Source organism: Vallitalea guaymasensis (assembly GCF_018141425.1).
In the GTDB taxonomy this organism is placed as follows: domain Bacteria; phylum Bacillota; class Clostridia; order Lachnospirales; family Vallitaleaceae; genus Vallitalea; species Vallitalea guaymasensis.
In genome coordinates, this window is record NZ_CP058561.1 from 1,825,222 (window position 1) to 1,842,094 (window position 16,873).

10 protein-coding genes are annotated in these 16,873 nt (G+C 32.1%); 1 reads left to right on the forward strand and 9 read right to left on the reverse strand.

Annotated elements, in window-relative coordinates:
* Positions 1-3: 3 nt before the first annotated feature.
* The 3 genes from HYG85_RS08185 to HYG85_RS08195 all read right to left on the reverse strand — a co-directional run bounded on the left by HYG85_RS08185 (position 4) and on the right by HYG85_RS08195 (position 5,699).
* A complete protein-coding gene (locus HYG85_RS08185; protein ID WP_113672469.1) occupies positions 4-930 on the reverse strand; it encodes a carbohydrate ABC transporter permease in 927 nt (308 codons plus the stop codon).
* Entirely contained in the window at positions 920-3,904 is a 2,985-nt protein-coding gene (locus HYG85_RS08190) for an extracellular solute-binding protein (RefSeq protein WP_212693079.1), read from the reverse strand. Before HYG85_RS08190 ends, HYG85_RS08185 begins: the two co-directional genes overlap by 11 nt.
* A gap of 193 nt (positions 3,905-4,097) precedes the next feature.
* On the reverse strand, positions 4,098-5,699 hold the full coding sequence (locus HYG85_RS08195; RefSeq protein WP_212693080.1) for an ABC transporter substrate-binding protein: 1,602 nt from the start codon (positions 5,697-5,699) through the stop codon (positions 4,098-4,100).
* A 503-nt stretch (positions 5,700-6,202) separates the two neighbouring features.
* Here HYG85_RS08195 and HYG85_RS08200 point away from each other — a divergent pair.
* On the forward strand, positions 6,203-7,090 hold the full coding sequence (locus HYG85_RS08200; RefSeq protein WP_113672473.1) for an AraC family transcriptional regulator: 888 nt from the start codon (positions 6,203-6,205) through the stop codon (positions 7,088-7,090).
* 20 nt (positions 7,091-7,110) lie between these two features.
* Here the strand turns inward: HYG85_RS08200 and HYG85_RS08205 are convergent, their stop codons facing one another.
* The 6 genes from HYG85_RS08205 to HYG85_RS08230 form a co-directional block, all read right to left on the reverse strand.
* Complete coding sequence (locus HYG85_RS08205) at positions 7,111-8,157, reverse strand: glycoside hydrolase family 15 protein (protein WP_212693081.1); 1,047 nt, start codon at positions 8,155-8,157, stop codon at positions 7,111-7,113.
* A 388-nt stretch (positions 8,158-8,545) separates the two neighbouring features.
* Positions 8,546-9,124, reverse strand: a complete 579-nt coding sequence (locus HYG85_RS08210; RefSeq protein ID WP_212693082.1) for a hypothetical protein — start codon at positions 9,122-9,124, stop codon at positions 8,546-8,548.
* Positions 9,125-9,296: 172 nt separating this feature from the next.
* The gene (locus tag HYG85_RS08215) at positions 9,297-9,644 is read right to left on the reverse strand and encodes a hypothetical protein (RefSeq protein WP_113672476.1); all 348 of its coding nucleotides are present in this window, start codon (positions 9,642-9,644) and stop codon (positions 9,297-9,299) included.
* A 192-nt stretch (positions 9,645-9,836) separates the two neighbouring features.
* A complete protein-coding gene (gene pfkA, locus HYG85_RS08220) occupies positions 9,837-10,814 on the reverse strand; it encodes a 6-phosphofructokinase (protein WP_113672477.1) in 978 nt (325 codons plus the stop codon).
* Positions 10,815-10,872: 58 nt separating this feature from the next.
* The gene (locus tag HYG85_RS08225) at positions 10,873-14,334 is read right to left on the reverse strand and encodes a DNA polymerase III subunit alpha (RefSeq protein WP_212693723.1); all 3,462 of its coding nucleotides are present in this window, start codon (positions 14,332-14,334) and stop codon (positions 10,873-10,875) included.
* Between the two features lie 204 nt (positions 14,335-14,538).
* Positions 14,539-16,704, reverse strand: coding sequence for a methyl-accepting chemotaxis protein (locus HYG85_RS08230; protein ID WP_212693083.1), 2,166 nt, complete (start codon positions 16,702-16,704; stop codon positions 14,539-14,541).
* Between the last annotated feature and the right edge of the window lie 169 nt (positions 16,705-16,873).

Genomic DNA, 16,873 nt, shown 5'->3' on the forward strand with positions numbered 1-16,873 from the left:
GTTCTATTTATCTTCTCCAAACAGTTTGTAACTGATTTTGTTGAAGATAATAACGATTAACAATAGTACTACAGTTATAGCGGATGCATATCCCATCTCATAACGGATAAACCCAAAATCATTGGCATGGTCAACAATCATCCAGCCTGCATATTGAGGGGGTGGTGTTCCTCCGCTTAATGTTGCCGCCAGTCCAGATGCATTGAATGTACCAATAATCGCCATAACAGCACCAAATAGCATTTGTGGTTTCATGGAAGGTATTGTGATATAGAATACTTCCTGCCATCTATTACGAATACCATCAATATAAGCCGCTTCATATAAAGTCTTATCAATATTCAAAAGACCTGCTAACATTGCAAGGAATCCTACTCCCATGCTTCCCCATAATCCTATAAAGATCATTATGGGCATAAGATGTTCAGGAGACTGGAGCCATTGCACTGGCTCATTTATTATCTGCAATCTCATCAACCAATAGTTGAGATAACCTGTTTGGTCACCACTGAAGATGACTTTCCATACAACGGACATCATTATAGGACCTGTTATGGATGGTGAATAGATGATAACCGTATAGATCGTTCTTACCCTATGAGGTACTTGGGAAAGCATCCATGCCAAGAAAAAAGCTAGCATATAACCTACAGGTCCAACAATCAAGGAATACATTATTGTATTGGATACTCCATGCTGAAGAAATACAGAATCGCCAGTCAACAGGTCTACATAGTTCTTGAACCCTATGAATTTTGGTATCTCTATTGTATTAAAATAAGTAAAAGATAATCCTATCGCAACCAATACGGGTAATACAATCAGCATAATGAATAACACTGCATATGGTAATATAAAAATATAAGGTGACTCTTTTACATTTCCTAATCTCTTCTTAAAAGACATCAATTCCTTATTATTACTCTTCATTCTGTCTCACCCACTTCTCTACATTATGTATATCTGGTACAACATATTCTTTGACAAGCTTTCCATCTACAATATATCCAAATTCCTTCAGTTTTCTCTCTAGTTCCCGATTTATTGTTGCTACAGCTTCATCTAATGCAATTCTCGGATTTTCTCCATCAAAGACTACTTTGTTCCATGCATTGCTTAACTCTCTTTCCAGCATATAATCTCCAGGCACCTTACCTGTTGTTTGAATCCATTTCCATTGTTCAAGTATCACTTTCTTGGAGTCAGAAGGCCATGCACTTTTTTTGAACCCTTCTATATTCGCAGTCATATATAAGAATTTATCTCCTAATGTAGATTGAATGGCATAGGAGAAATCTCTTTGTATATCAGCACTTGACCACCATTTTATGAATTTCCAGCTCAATTGTTTCTTTGTACTGTTTTTGAACACAATGCTTGAAGTTCCATATGTAGGGTCCCAACGTTCAATGACACCTTCTGCATTTTTCACACCTGGTATTGGTAATATACCCCATTGTCCAGATAATTCTGGTGCGGCATATTTCAGCTGAATGTATGTATTGGCATCACCTATCCCAACAGGAGTTTTGCCATTACGGAACTTCTGAAAAAAGTTGGATGTTGTTATAGGTACGTTATATACTGTAAACAAATCAGTCATAAATTCAAAAGCCTCATATGACTTTTTATCATTGATTATTGTTTTGCTTCCCGTATCATCATAAAGCCTTCCGCCGAATTCATATATAAATGGGGTTGTTGTATCTAATCCCTTATATGAAGAATCTGAACCAAGTGGTGTATAGAAATTCATATCATATTTTTTCAGTATAGGTACAAGCCCTGTAACATCTTGCCATGTCTTTGGTGGTTTAACTCCTAAGAAGTCCAATATGTCTTTACGATAAAATAACAGTTTGACATCTTGAGTCTCTGGTATGGCATAAACACCTTTATCATATATAAAAGGTATAAAAGCACATTTATCAAATTCTTCTGCTAGGTCATAGAAGCCTTCGTAATCTCTAAGATTCTCCACTATACCACGAAGTGCAAATTCAAAAGGCTTGGAATGTGATATTCCTATGGCAGCGTCTGGTGTGTTCTCTGCCGCATTAGATAATATGATTTTGTTTTCATCTGGCAGTAAGGATAGGTTAACCTTTATTCCTGTTTCTGGTGTGAACTTCTCATCAATCATCCTTTGCATGATTTCAACATATAGTCTGGATTTGTTTACCCATATTTCTATAGTTCTGTCATCAACCTTGTCAGATTGGTTATATTTTGGATCTAAGAATGAGTAAACGAATGATTTTGTATTCTCTTTTGTATTAGTAATAAATCCTGATTCTGCACTTGGTAATTGTTCATCATTATAAATATATATCTTATCAAGATGCATTGGATTGTATACTAATGTAGGTAATACAGCATTGATTCGTCCATAAGCAGATGACTCACCATCATTGAATTTAGACATATAATGGGGTAAATCCTCTGGGTCTACAATGAAATCCTTTATTAGATTCATTGCAATATCTATTTCAGATATGATAGGCAAATCACTATTACCTGTATATTCGATTAAGGCTGCTTTTTGAATTTTTATCTTGTTATATATACCATGTAGATAGGTTCTTATACCAGGCATATATTTATTTATCTTCCATTTTCTTTCTTTATCCACTAATCCGCCTGTTAGTTTCTTGATATCTTTTGCAACAGCTTCAATACTATCAAGTGTATTCATTAATTCATGGTAGATATCTCTTACCTTGGTGTTATCAATAGATAATTCTAAAGTGTGCTCACCTTTTTCAAGAAAAATATCAAATGGTATTCCTTTTTCATCAGCAAGAGTTTCATTTTTCCAACCACTGGAATAGCTGAAATCATAATAAGATAGCTCACTAAATGGAACTTTATCATCGATGGTGATTCTTCTATGGGTTGATAACCCGTTATTGGTATCTTGAGAATATTTTACAGCCACGTTATAATAACCTGTTTCTGTTATATTGAATTTATAGATTACCTTATCACCACTATCTCCAAATGAGTATCCATCAAGTACATTAAGCACTCTGTTTTTATAAGCATAGGGTGTTATACTAGGATTTCGTACATACTTGGTTCTAATGCTCTGTCGACTTTTCATGAATATGTCTTCAGCCTCAATAACGACCATCTTTTGTATGGATTGTTTTTCTTCTTTAATCTTTTTTAGATATTGTTCATATGTAGGTATAGTCTCATGAGTATTCTTTATGCTTATTTTACCTATTAAGAGATATCCCTCATTTACTGTTAGTTTTACCTTATTAACACCTTTATTGAATCTGAATTTCAAAGGCTGTATAAAAAAATGATTAGGGTCTTGTAAAGGTTTATTTTCCCATATCATCTTCTTAACTGATTTCGGCATCAACTCGTCACCATATCGATCAAATTTTTCTTCATCATTTAACTTACCTACCTGCCAATTCATAGGTAATTCTATTTTGTTAGCTTCATTGAATTGTTCTTCATCATTGATAGTTACTTGAATCTCTGGTCTTAGATATGTTTTGTCCATGATATAATAATCCAACCAGATTTCATAAAGACTTTCCTTCTCGGTTTCTATTTGAAAAGTGATGTCATCCCCAGGATGCAAGTATCTTACATTAGACTTGTAACCAAAGTTATTATCATATAGAATACCACCTTCAGTATTCTCACTGTCAATAATAAATCTCTCATCTGATTCAGTTATTTTATTCTTGGTCCATTCATTGATTATGTTGTAATAATTAGTCTCACCTGTATAAGTATTGGTATATTCTTCAACAGCTTCAATACTTTTTGTGTAATCAATAGATGCTAGAACGTCACAAGCTGGTCCATCTTTCTGCATATTCAAGGTAATAATACCTGTTACCACTAAAATACTACAAACCAATAATATCCATTTTTTCATAGTTTTTCTCACCTAACAGTTTACTGAAGGGACTGTGTAATACATTTTTGAATCTAAACCTAGTCTATTTTCCTTGATATTGACGTTAAAATGTATTATAAGACAGCCCCTCAGTATTATTTTAATCAATATTCAACTTTTCCATCTTAAATCAAGTATGGTACTTGTTTTAGTATTAGGAAAGTTGATTCAATTACTTATTCTTATATTCTCTAAGGTAATCATCAAGGTATGTATTCATTAATTCATCCCACTCTTCGGCGATATCACTATATCTTACACCTTGATCCTTGATCTGATTTTTAATATCCCAGATATTAAGCTGTGCGTAAGCTCTTGCTACAGCAGGTATGTTTCTTGGATAAGGTACTGGATTAGATAATATCTGTTGGAAATCTTCATCTTTGAATGCTTCAAAATTATAAATAGCTAACTGACTATCTTCTGGGAAGCCTTTAACAAGTGGATGATACTTGAGCACTTCTGGATTGGTAGTCACTGGCCATCCTTGTATAAAATCCATTAGTTTATCTTCTGCCCTAAGTGGTGCATCTTCTGGCAACCCAGTATATTCATCTATTAATGCCCATTTTGCTTTTAATCCTTCTTCTCCATAACTAAGCCATTTCAACAGTTGGAATGCAGCTTCTGCTTTTACTGGATCATCTTCCAAATTTCTTGATAGACTTAATGTATCGTAATAAGCCTGTATTGAGGTTGTTCCACCTTCTGGAGCTTTTGGCATTGGATAGATGTCAATCTCTAATTCTCTTTCTTTTATTAGAGTATTTACATCTCCATGAAGAGCATATAGCCATACATTACCTACTGCTTCAAAACCATCACCCCATGGCCATCCAAAGTTTCCACATTTTGCTGTTCTTTCTTCTTCTGTCAAATCATAGAAGTGTAATCCTTCTTTTCCTTCTTTTGCTACTAGTTCAAACCATTCTCCGAACCTTTTACTGCTAGCGAAATCAAACTTTCCTGTCTCAGCATTGTAACCTTTCCATCCGTTTGGGATACTGTCAAAGTAATGAGGACCAATCTCAGAGAAATCTATTATTCCTGGGAATATTGGATTGTTAGGTGTTAGCTTGGCAACTTCCTCACGTAGTTTTTCGTAGTCTTCGTACGTCCAGTCATAACCTGGGATTGTGATGTTATTTTCTCTTAGTAGTTTTAGGTTAAGTACTGGAATTCTACCAACAGATTGAAAAGGCAGACCATATATAATCTTGCCATCATAGGATTTCATGAATTCTTTTGCATTTTCTGATATCATATCAGCTTCTTTGTCAGATTCAACATATGGTGTTAAATCAAGAACTAATTCTCTATCATATACTTCTGCGGACATTGGTGAGTAGAATATATCAGGCAGTGTTCCTTCAACTGATCTTGCTGTCAGTATTTCCAATTCTTCAAAATCATCAATTTGTTCCTTGAACTGTGCATCTCTGGTTACTTTTATATTTGGATATTTTTCCATGAATTTTTTTATATTCAAAAACATAGTATTTTGATCATCTTCTGTACCGTAGAATTTCATTGCGAATACAAGGTCAATCTCTTTTTCCTGCCAATCAAGAACTCCATTGCTGTCTTCATCAATATTTACTAGTCCTTCATACTTTGATGATATATCTTCTGAGGTCTCATCTTCTTGGTTTGTAGTATCATCTGAACTAATTTCGCCATTTGTTTTTTTGTCTACTTCCTCTTTCTTCCCTGTACAGCCAGTGATAGATACTAACATTGTTAATGCTAATAGAATACTAATAACTTTTTTCATTAATAATTCCTCCCTATTATTTTTAATAGCTTACTATATTGAATAATTTTCTTTAATAATCATTAGTTCAATATATTTTTTCATTAGTTGGATAGTATAATTCTTTGAATGCTTTTATAGAAATTATATAGTGAGAGGTTTATAATAATTATGCTATTGTTCATTTATGCGAAACCGTTTGCACTACACTTCAAATTATATCTCTATTATGAATAATTATGAATGTATAATCCCGACTTTTTTTGTGTAAAACCGATAATATAGATTTTTTTTGTTTGTAAAAACTGAATCAGATAAAAACATTATTACAGACTTACATCTAATATAACTAAAATACTAAAAATATCCAATTTATTGAAAGTTATTTTAATCTAGTATATAATAACTACTGATACTTCTAATTATACTGAGTCTATATATTGTTTAACTCTTTATTTTTAGAATTGTGTTATCTTGTCAATCAATTCAACTATAGGTTGATGTAAATAATAGGATGTGATAATTTGCAATTCCAAATTAATTTAGATATAATTCCTAGAGTTCGTTATATTGGGTACGTGAACTATGTTGAACCTTGGAGTCATTTTGCCCGACAACTCAATGAATATGTTTTATACATAATGGAAAGCGGAACCATGTATATTGAGGAGAACTCCAAAAAATACATACTTGGGAAAGGTGACTTTTTCCTGTTAGAACCTAATAAATTACATAAAGGTTATAAAAAAGCTACTTGCAGTTATTATTATATCCATTTCAAGCATTCTGATTTGACAACAACCAATAAAAAGCATATTGATGACATGATTCTTAAACGTCGCCTTACCTTAGAAAGCAATCCTTTATCTGAAGATATTCCAACAGAGTCGATTTCTTTTTTTTGTAAGCAATTCAATATCTCCAATAAGTTGCTTTTAATGAATTTATTCCATACTATCAAAGACGGTATTACTGATTATTATAAAAAAATGGAAGATTATAAAATATATACTTCTTGTAAATTACATGAGATACTAATTAAAGTATGCCGAGAATATCTAACGACAATCATCAATGAACAAGAAAAACCCTTACCTAGGGTTTATCATACTGTACAAAATATCATTGATTATATTAATAATGAGTATCAGAAAAAGATGACGAGTAGTGATATTGAAGAAATGTTTGAACTTAATTATGATTATCTCAATAGAGCATTCCAGAAGATTACAGGATATTCCATACTCAACTATTTGAATATTATCAGAATAAATAAAGCAAAGGAATTAATTGCTTCAACTTCTCTAAAAGTATCGGAAATCGGGTATCTGGTTGGTGTTGAAGACCCTTACTATTTTAGCAGGTTATTTAAAAAATATGTGGGTGTTCCCCCTTCAAAATATAGAGTTTAGTGTAAATGCAAAGCTGAATTTTAATCAACTTTTGCAATTATATACATTGCATGTGACCAGAGTGATGGACAAACTATGTCTCCAAAGAGCTCTCTCCATCTTTCTATATAATCAAAGTTAAGTACCTTATCAATTACTTGTTCAGGAAACTCTCCATTACTATTACTGCATTTTTCTACCCATTCCAGTAATCTATCCCCTTTATTGATATTTCCTGTTTTTCTATAATACCAAGCTAACCAACATGTGAGGTTTATCCATCTTCCTCCACCGTAATATGAATCCGTTGTGTAACGATGCAGTCCACCGTCTTCTAATAAATTTTTTTCTATCTCTTCTACAGTTTTAATCATTATATCATCAGTTAGTTCAAAAACCTGAAATGGTAATGCTAAAAATATTAGACTTGAATCCATATCATCATAGAAGGCATATTTTGAAAGTCTACCATCTATAACGCAATTTTTCAGAATATAAGACTTTATTTCTTTTGCAATCTCTTCATAATCTATTTCAGTAATGATACTATTTGCTTCGTACAATCCACCATATATACATGCAAGTGTAGATGTGTGAATCCTGTCATCCTTTTCTTCCCAGCAACCGAAACATGGTGATTGCCAGAAGCATTGTAAGTATCCTGCGATAAGCTTGATGCTCTTAATATAAATATCTTTATTCTGATTAGTTCTTTTTATATGTTGGCATATCCCCCATAGCCATACTCCATAACCGTCAAGTTGAAAGTTGGATCTTTGTTCATCCTCTATTCCATTGGCATTATAGATAGAATGTAAGTAATCGCTGTTCAACAGTTTTTCATTGTTATTCTGCCTTTTTATGGCATTGATGATTTTATATTGTAATTCTATTATTTTTTTACTGGACCAATCATAGTATTTTTCTGCTACAGTATATTCTCCCATAAGCTCCAGGGCATATACACTGAAACTATTGTCTTTTAAAAAACAGCAATTATATGCGCCGGCTTTGTGACTGCCAATAATGATTCCAGAATTAAGTTGATTATTTTTTATTACTTCAACACTTTTTTGTATCAGATTCATAATGTTTCTCCTCACTATCAGGGCAATGTTTATTTATCTTCTGTATAACATTTTATCATAAAATCATGTCAAATTGGATGTTTTGTTATGTTACATTTGTATTGTAATGATGTATTTATTATTATACATATATACTTATCTATATAAAATGGATGTGAGTGATATTATTTGTACTATTACGATATCGGTTTCCTGTTATTGCCACCTTTGTATTGATAATTATGCTGGTGGCTGAGTGACTTAAAGTAGCTAAGATTACTATATTTATCCATAATAATAAGCTGTTTGGATACACTCCAAACAACTTATTCTATCATTATCTCTTACAATAATCTTTAATTAAATCTCATAGCTATTACTTATCCAAATGCTTCATATAGCATTTACATCAATAAAACATCATCTCAAAAATTTCGCTTCTAAGTCTCTTTTCCCATCCATTATATTCCTTAATATAGGTAATGAAGATATGTAATCTTTCTTCAGTAGAGTATTCGTTGTTTGCATTTAATTCTTTTATCTTATTTTGCAAGTCATTAAGATTTAACAATAATTGCTCTTTTTTTTCTGTACTATAGCTTACAATTCTATTAATATCTTGAAAATAATTTGATAAACCTAATGATAATCTACCAAGTATAGTGGAATCATTTTCATATTTTTCAACACCAGAACGTACGAAGCTTCTTGATAATACTTCAATCTGTTTTATATCCCTTTGTATAACTAGTAACGCTTCATTAACATCGCTCTCAGATGCATTGTCTTTAAAAACATTTCTCTCAAGATTTCCATAAATATTACTTATACTCATTCCTACAGCAGTAAATGTATTACTATTAGCGGTCTCAGAAAATATAAATATTTTATTTGCTCTTGAATATTGATTATGATAACCGAATATGAGCACCAAAATTATAAATATATTTATAAAAAAACATACCTTCTTAACTCTAATACTATTCATGATATTTAAAATATCCTTTCTTAATATAATATATTAACGAAGCGATCTCTATAATATGTCTGCTACTATAAGAGCTACTTATAAGTAATGATAGATATATTTTATTCTGCACAAAAAATGTATTAAACTTCAAGTTTTAATAGTTTAGAGTCATATATTTGTAATCTTTTAATTACATCCAACCACGAGCAATTAGGTATTTATCTGGAATACGCAGCTCCAACTCTTCTTTGATTTCATTAATGAAAGTAGCCATATCAGTATTAGAATAACAATGTTTTTCCTGTGATAAACTGACATATTTTCCAGAACCAAGTTCTATAGAAAATCCAATTATATCAAGTTCATAATTGAAAAGAACAACAAAGTAGTCATATACTATAAATTTGATTTTAAAAGCCCAGTGTGAAGGTACTTCTACAATATCATATATTTCTAGACTTTTAATCCTGTTCCCAAATACTTCTTTAATTGTTCTAGCTATTTCCATTCTCATTCGTTTAATATCATTTTGATGCATACCAATAATCACCTATCTTTTCTAAAAAAATGTAATCATGTTCGTTCTGTTCTGTAGATATTACCATTCCCATTTCATATCTAAGTTAAAATACTTGGTTCATATTTACCCAATGTCATTGTATCAGATGGTATCCATTAATCCAATTTAAAAAGCGAAGAAATAATTTCTCCGCTCTGATGTTTCTATATATTATATTGATAGAATCTTACTTAAATCATATCTTTTTTCGCTGATTGATTTTTGCATTGCTAATGCTTCGTTGATATCGTAATCTAGGTATTGACCTTCTTTGTAAGCTACTACTCTGTTGCTTTTGCCTTCACAGAGTAAGTCAACTGCTATTGAACCCATCATTGATGCATGCATTCTGTCTACAGCGCTAGGACTTCCTCCTCTTTGTAGGTGACCTAGGATAGTTGCTCTTGTAGATATTCCTGTTACTTCTTCGATTTTTTTAGCTAATTTAACTGAGTCTTCGGAAGATCCTTCAGCGTTAATGATTAAGTTATGTCTCTTACCTTTGTTTCTGTTTTCTATTATCATTCTGATTAATTCTTCTTGGGACATGTTTTTCTTTTCTGGTAATAATACTGCTTCTGCACCATTAGTGATTCCACACCATAATGCAATATATCCAGCATCTCTACCCATAACTTCAACAACTGAACATCTTTCATGGGAAGTAGATGTGTCTCTTACTTTGTCTATTGCTTCCATAGCTGTGTTAACAGCTGTATCAAAACCAATTGTATAATCTGTACATGCGATATCCAAGTCAATTGTTCCTGGTACACCGATAGTATTGATTCCAAGTCCTGCTAGTTTTTCAGCTCCTTTGAAGGAACCGTCTCCACCAATGACTACTAATCCATCAATACCGAATACTTTACACATCTCTGCTCCACGTTTTTGTCCTTCAGGTTTGATAAATTCAAGACAACGTGCTGTATGAAGTATTGTTCCACCTCTTTGAATGATGTCTGATACATCTTTTGAACCCATTTCGTGGATATCTCCAGAAATTAATCCATTATAACCTCTTTTTATACCTACAACTTTTTTACCTTTTGATAGTGCAGTCCTTACAACGGCTCTTATTGTTGCATTCATTCCTGGTGCATCTCCACCACTAGTAAGTACTCCAATTGTGTTAATTTGTTTAGCCATATATTTACCTCCATGTCACATGTATTTAAAGTTTTAATTTAATTTTTTTATTAGTTTTCTAATTTAATATTCTCTTTACCTTAACACATTCTTGTCCTAAAATCAATTTTAATTTTGTCAATAATTCGTTATTTATATTCACATTATAGTTATTTTGTAATTTTTTAATAGTTTTTTCTTTCTCTAGATATATAATTACTTTATCTTCACCTTTGTATTCAGATATAGGTTTAACAATCTGATCGTATAATTCTTTGTAGGTGTTAAAATCTTTCACCTTGATATATAGATTGTTTTTTATATTTTCAAAAGGTATTATCCTTTGAAGTATAATCTTTGAGTCTTGTTCATCAACTATACTTACTCTACCTTTTACAAATATCTTGGCATCTTCATTTATTATGTTCTTATTCTTCTCATAATCATTAGGGAATATTATGATTTCAACCATTCCATAAAGATCTTCTAGAGTTATGAATGCCATCATTTTATTATTTCTTGTTGATTTTACTGTCTTGGCTGTAATCATACCACCGATGACTACTTCTTGTCCATCATATAACTTGCTGATTACTTCTTCATCTTCTGAATAAACAAAATCACTACTGCGTACATTGGTCAAGCTATTGATTTCTTCTTTGTATTTTTCTAATGGATGACCACTAAGATATATTCCCAATACTTCTTTTTCATTAGCTAGTAATGCTTCTTCTGGAAACTCTCCGACATCAGGTAATTGCTCTTCGAATTGATTCTTACCTGTTTCTTCATCTGTAGCAAAATCGAATAGATTGATTTGACCTTCAATGCTTCTCTTCTTAGTTTGGATTATGCCATCCATTATTGCTTTATATGAATGCATATATTGTTTCCTTGTTCCTTTTAATGAATCAAAGGCACCAGCTTTTATTGAACTCTCAATCATCCTTTTGTTGAGATCATTGCCTGCTAATCTTTCGCAGAAATTAGTTATACTAATGTAGTCACCATTTTCTTTTCTTTCAGCTACTAGAGATTTTATAGCAGATTTCCCCACATTCTTAATGGCTGCAAGTCCATATCTGATTTTGCCATCTGATACTGAGAAGTCTGCATATCCTTCATTAACATCTGGTGGAAGCAACTGGATTCCCATATTCCTGCAGGTTCCAATATATTCAGATACTTTGGCTGAATTATACATAACAGAGGTTAGTAATGCCGCCATAAATTCAACAGGATAATATTTTTTTAACCATGCTGTTTGATAAGCTACTACTGCGTAAGCTGCTGCATGGGATTTATTAAAGGCGTATTTTGCAAAGTCAATCATTTCATCATAAATTGTATTTGCAACTTTTTCAGGAATACCGTTATTGATACAGCCTTTTACATTTTCTTTTTCATTACCATAGATAAAGTTCTGTCGTTCTTTTTCCATGACTTTGGCTTTTTTCTTAGACATAGCTCTACGAACCAAGTCACTTCTGCCTAATGTATATCCTGCTAAGTCTCTAACAATCTGCATAACTTGTTCTTGATATACTATACAACCATATGTAGGCTGTAAGATAGGTTCAAGCTCAGCACAAGTATATTCTATTTTTTCAGGATTATGTTTACCTTTTATGTATTTTGGTATAAAATCCATTGGACCTGGTCTATATAGAGAGATTCCAGCTATAATATCTTCTAGACTCTCAGGTCTTAGCTCTTTCATAAAGCTTTTCATTCCGGCACTTTCCAATTGGAAGATACCTTCTGTTTTTCCTGAACCTATAAGTTCATAGACTTCTTTGTCATTATAATCTATATCTTCTACAGTTATATCAATTCCTCTGTAAGCTATCTGTTTAAAGGCATTCTGGATTACTGTTAATGTCCTGAGTCCCAAGAAATCCATTTTTAGAAGTCCTAATTCTTCTAGAGTTGTCATAGTGAATTGGGTTGTAATAGCACCATCATTAGCATTAAGAGGCACGTATTCCATAACAGGTTCTTGACATATAACTACACCAGCTGCATGTGTTGAACTATGTCTTGGCAACCCTTCTAATCTCATAGACATATCAATCAAGTATTTGGTTTCTTCATCTTCTTCATATAGATCACTTAGTTCACTATTGATTTTTAGCGCTCTCTTAATATTGATTCCCAGTTCTGATGGAATCATCTTAGCTACTTTATCAACTTGTGCATATGGAAGGTCAAGTGCTCTACCTACATCTCTTATAACCGCTCTAGCTGCCATTGTACCAAATGTAATAATCTGAGCTACTTTCTCTTCTCCATATTTTTCTACAACATAATCAATTACCTCTTGCCTTCTTTCATAACAAAAGTCAATATCAATATCAGGCATGCTGACACGTTCTGGATTGAGGAATCTTTCAAAAATAAGATTATACTTGATAGGATCGATGTCTGTAATTCTTAAACTGTATGATACTATACTTCCAGCTGCTGATCCTCTACCAGGTCCTACCATGATTCCATTATCTTTTGCATATCTTATGAAATCCCATACTATCAAGAAATAATCAACGTAACCCATTTGTTCAATTACTGAAAGTTCATAATCCAGCCTTTCCTGTAATTCCTTGGTAGGTTCTTTATATCTTGCTATGAGACCGTCTTGACAAAGTTTTCTTAGATAGGATTTTGCATCGTAATCTGTTGGTACATCAAATTTTGGTAATTTGGTGTTGCCGAATTCAAATTCCACATTACATCTTTTTGCTATCTCATATGTATTTTGAAGAGCTTCCTTGGCATAAGGAAAGAGCTCATACATTTCTTCTGGAGACTTCAAATAGAATTGTCCGCCTTTGTATCTCATTCTATCTTCGTCATTAACTTTTTTGTTGGTTTGGATACATAATAATATATCATGTGCTTTACTATCTTCTTTGAAGGTGTAATGAACATCATTACTGGCAATAAGAGGTATTCCTGTTTCTTTACTAAGTCTAATCAGTTCTTGGTTAACTTGTTTTTGCTCTTTGTACCCATGGTCCTGCAATTCCAAGTAAAAATTTCCTTCTCCTAGTATCTCATTATATCTTAGTGCTACCTCTTTAGCTTTATCATAAGACACATTCAATATAGCTGACTGCACATGTCCACCTAGGCAGGCACTTGTTCCTATTATTCCTTCACTATACTTTTCAAGTATTTCAAGGTCTATTCTTGGTTTATAATAAAAGCCCTCTACAAAAGCTTTTGATACCAGCTTCATCAGATTCTTGTATCCTGTTTGGTTTTCCGCTAGTAGAACAAGATGATAAAAAGTAGAATCAAGATGAGAGTCTTTATCTGTTCTTTTTCTAGCAGCTACATATACTTCACAACCAATAATGGGCTTGATGCCTTCATTTTTGGCAGCTCTGTAAAAATCTATAACACCATACATTACACCATGGTCCGTTATAGCTATACTATCCATACCTAATTCTTTTGTTCTAGCTACAAGTTCTTGTATCTTACTAGAACCGTCCAGTAAGCTATACTCTGTATGGACATGGAGATGTGTAAAATTCATTTTATCTTGTACAGCCATATAAAATCACGCCCTAACTACTCTAAATACATTAATAATCTATGTTCATGGTTAATCTACAATCAATAGTCTTGTTAGTCTCATATGTATAATATTCATAAATATTTCTTGTTTACTAATTTTATCATATAATGTGGAAAGGGACAATATTATGATACAAAAAAGGAGCCATAGGCTCCATATTTGCTAATCTATCTTGAATTCATCTAGACTATTATTCATTTCTTCAATAACCTTAGCCAATTCACCTGACATATTAACTAGCTGTTCTGCTGAAGATGTTTGCTCTTCTCCAGTAGCTAATACTTCTTCTATGGCTGCTGCCGACTCCTGAGCTATAGATGCTATACTAGTTATGGAAGTTATTGCCTCATCTTGAATTTCATCAAAACCTGCTAACATTTCAAATACTTGATCAACTTTATTCTTTATTTGATCCATATTCTTGACGATAATACCAAATGCATCATCTGTTTTATTAACTGCTTCCTGCTGTCTTACAAAAATATTTCCGCCTTCTTCTATCATTTTTGCTGTTTCGCTAGTAGCTGTATGTACTTTACCTACTATCAATGATATATCTTTTGCAGCATCTTTTGATTGTACAGCAAGCTTTCTAACTTCATCAGCAACAACTGCAAATCCTTTTCCTGCTTCTCCTGCCCTTGCTGCTTCAATAGCTGCATTAAGTGCAAGCAGATTGGATTGTTCACTGATTCCATCTATGAGTCCAATTATCTTTAGTATCTCTTTGAATTTATCAACTAAGCTTAAAATATCTTTTTTAAAGTTGTTGGATAACTCTGTTGCATCTACCGTACTATCATTCAACTCTTTGATTATATCTGTAGCTTGTACACTTATTTCTTTTGTATCCTCTGTAGCCTCAACAACTTTGTTGAAGTAATCTTCTGTTTCATTGAATTTGTCAATAAACTTCTTAACAACATTTGCTGCATTTTCTGCGTCTCTTGCTTGTTCCATTGCACCTTGTGAAACAGATTCAACAGCAATAGTAACTTCTCTTGAACCAGCAGCAGAATGTCTTGCTATTTCTGCAACCTGATTAGAATTATCGGATACTACCTTGGTCAGATCTCTATTGTTGTTTATGAGGTTCTTAGTACTTTGCAGCATCATGTTATAACTATGAGATAACTGCCCCATATCGTATTTACCTTTTATGTTAGATACTGCTGTAAGGTCACCATCTTCTACTAATTTCATTTTATTTCTGATGTATTTGATAGGATAGCTAATGTTGAGTGATACTATGCTGGATAGTATAATAGCTATAACACTAATCACCAAACCTAATAATAAGATATTAGTCTTGATTCTATCTATTACTCCTAAGAAATCTTTTTTAGATATTTGTTCAACATAAAACCAATTGTTGCTACATCTTACAAAGGAAGTCATTTGACCTTCTATTGTAATATTACCTGTAACTATTTCTGCATCATCTTCTTCTTCAATCCTACTCTCAATTTCCCCGTATATTTCTAATTGTTGCTTTAATCTTTCTGGATCAGCATTATATACAATAACTCCGTTCTCATCAATTATGAATTCATCTGTCTTATCCTCAAGATTTTCAAAGACTTCTGTTAGATATGATTTCTTTACTTCAATTATCAATACACCAATTTCATGTGCAGTTGATATCCTAGTCAATTTCCTCATTAGATAAATGCTTTCCGGATTATCGTAGACATTGCTTAGCCATACCGCTCTGCCTCTGGCTTCACTAACCGTTTTATAAATGTCGCTATCAAAGAAACCTTCTGAGATCTTTCCATGAGTAGCTCTACATTCTATTGTTTCATCTTTTTTTACAATTATAATGTTTTGAATGCTCGTATTTGAATATTGTATAGAGAATAGTTTTTCATTGATTAATGAATCTCTTTCTTTTAACATATCAAACAGATTTTCATAGTCATCTTTACTTTTTGATACTGTTTTTACAAGAGAATCATCACTCATGATAACCATTGAGGTGTTCTCTATTTCCTTTAATTTCATATTGATATTTTCATTTATGCTATTCATTAATTTTGTATTATTGTTCTCTACTTGTTCAGTCATTGTAGATTTGACTATATTTAATAAGAACAATGATATTATCAATATAGGTAGTATTGCTGCAAGAGTATGTGAAATGGTTAACTTCAACTTCAATGGAAAACGTTCTTTTATTGCCTTATTATAGTTTTTAATGCTTTTCACTTTTTCTTTTTTCTTTACTTTTTTATTTTTAATTTTCTTATTGATAGATTTATTAGTTACCGCCTTAGTCCGTTTAGCTTTTTTAGAGAATTTTATTTTATTATTTCTCTTAAGTTTCACAAAATCACCCATCCCATCTAGTTTGTCATTTGTTAAATTTCCATATTTTTCATCTATGAATATTATACTATCATATACTATATAATGCAATTATATTGTTATTTTTAAGTATATTTCATCTATTTTTGTAACATATTGTATAATTTATATTCAAATATTAATTAACAAC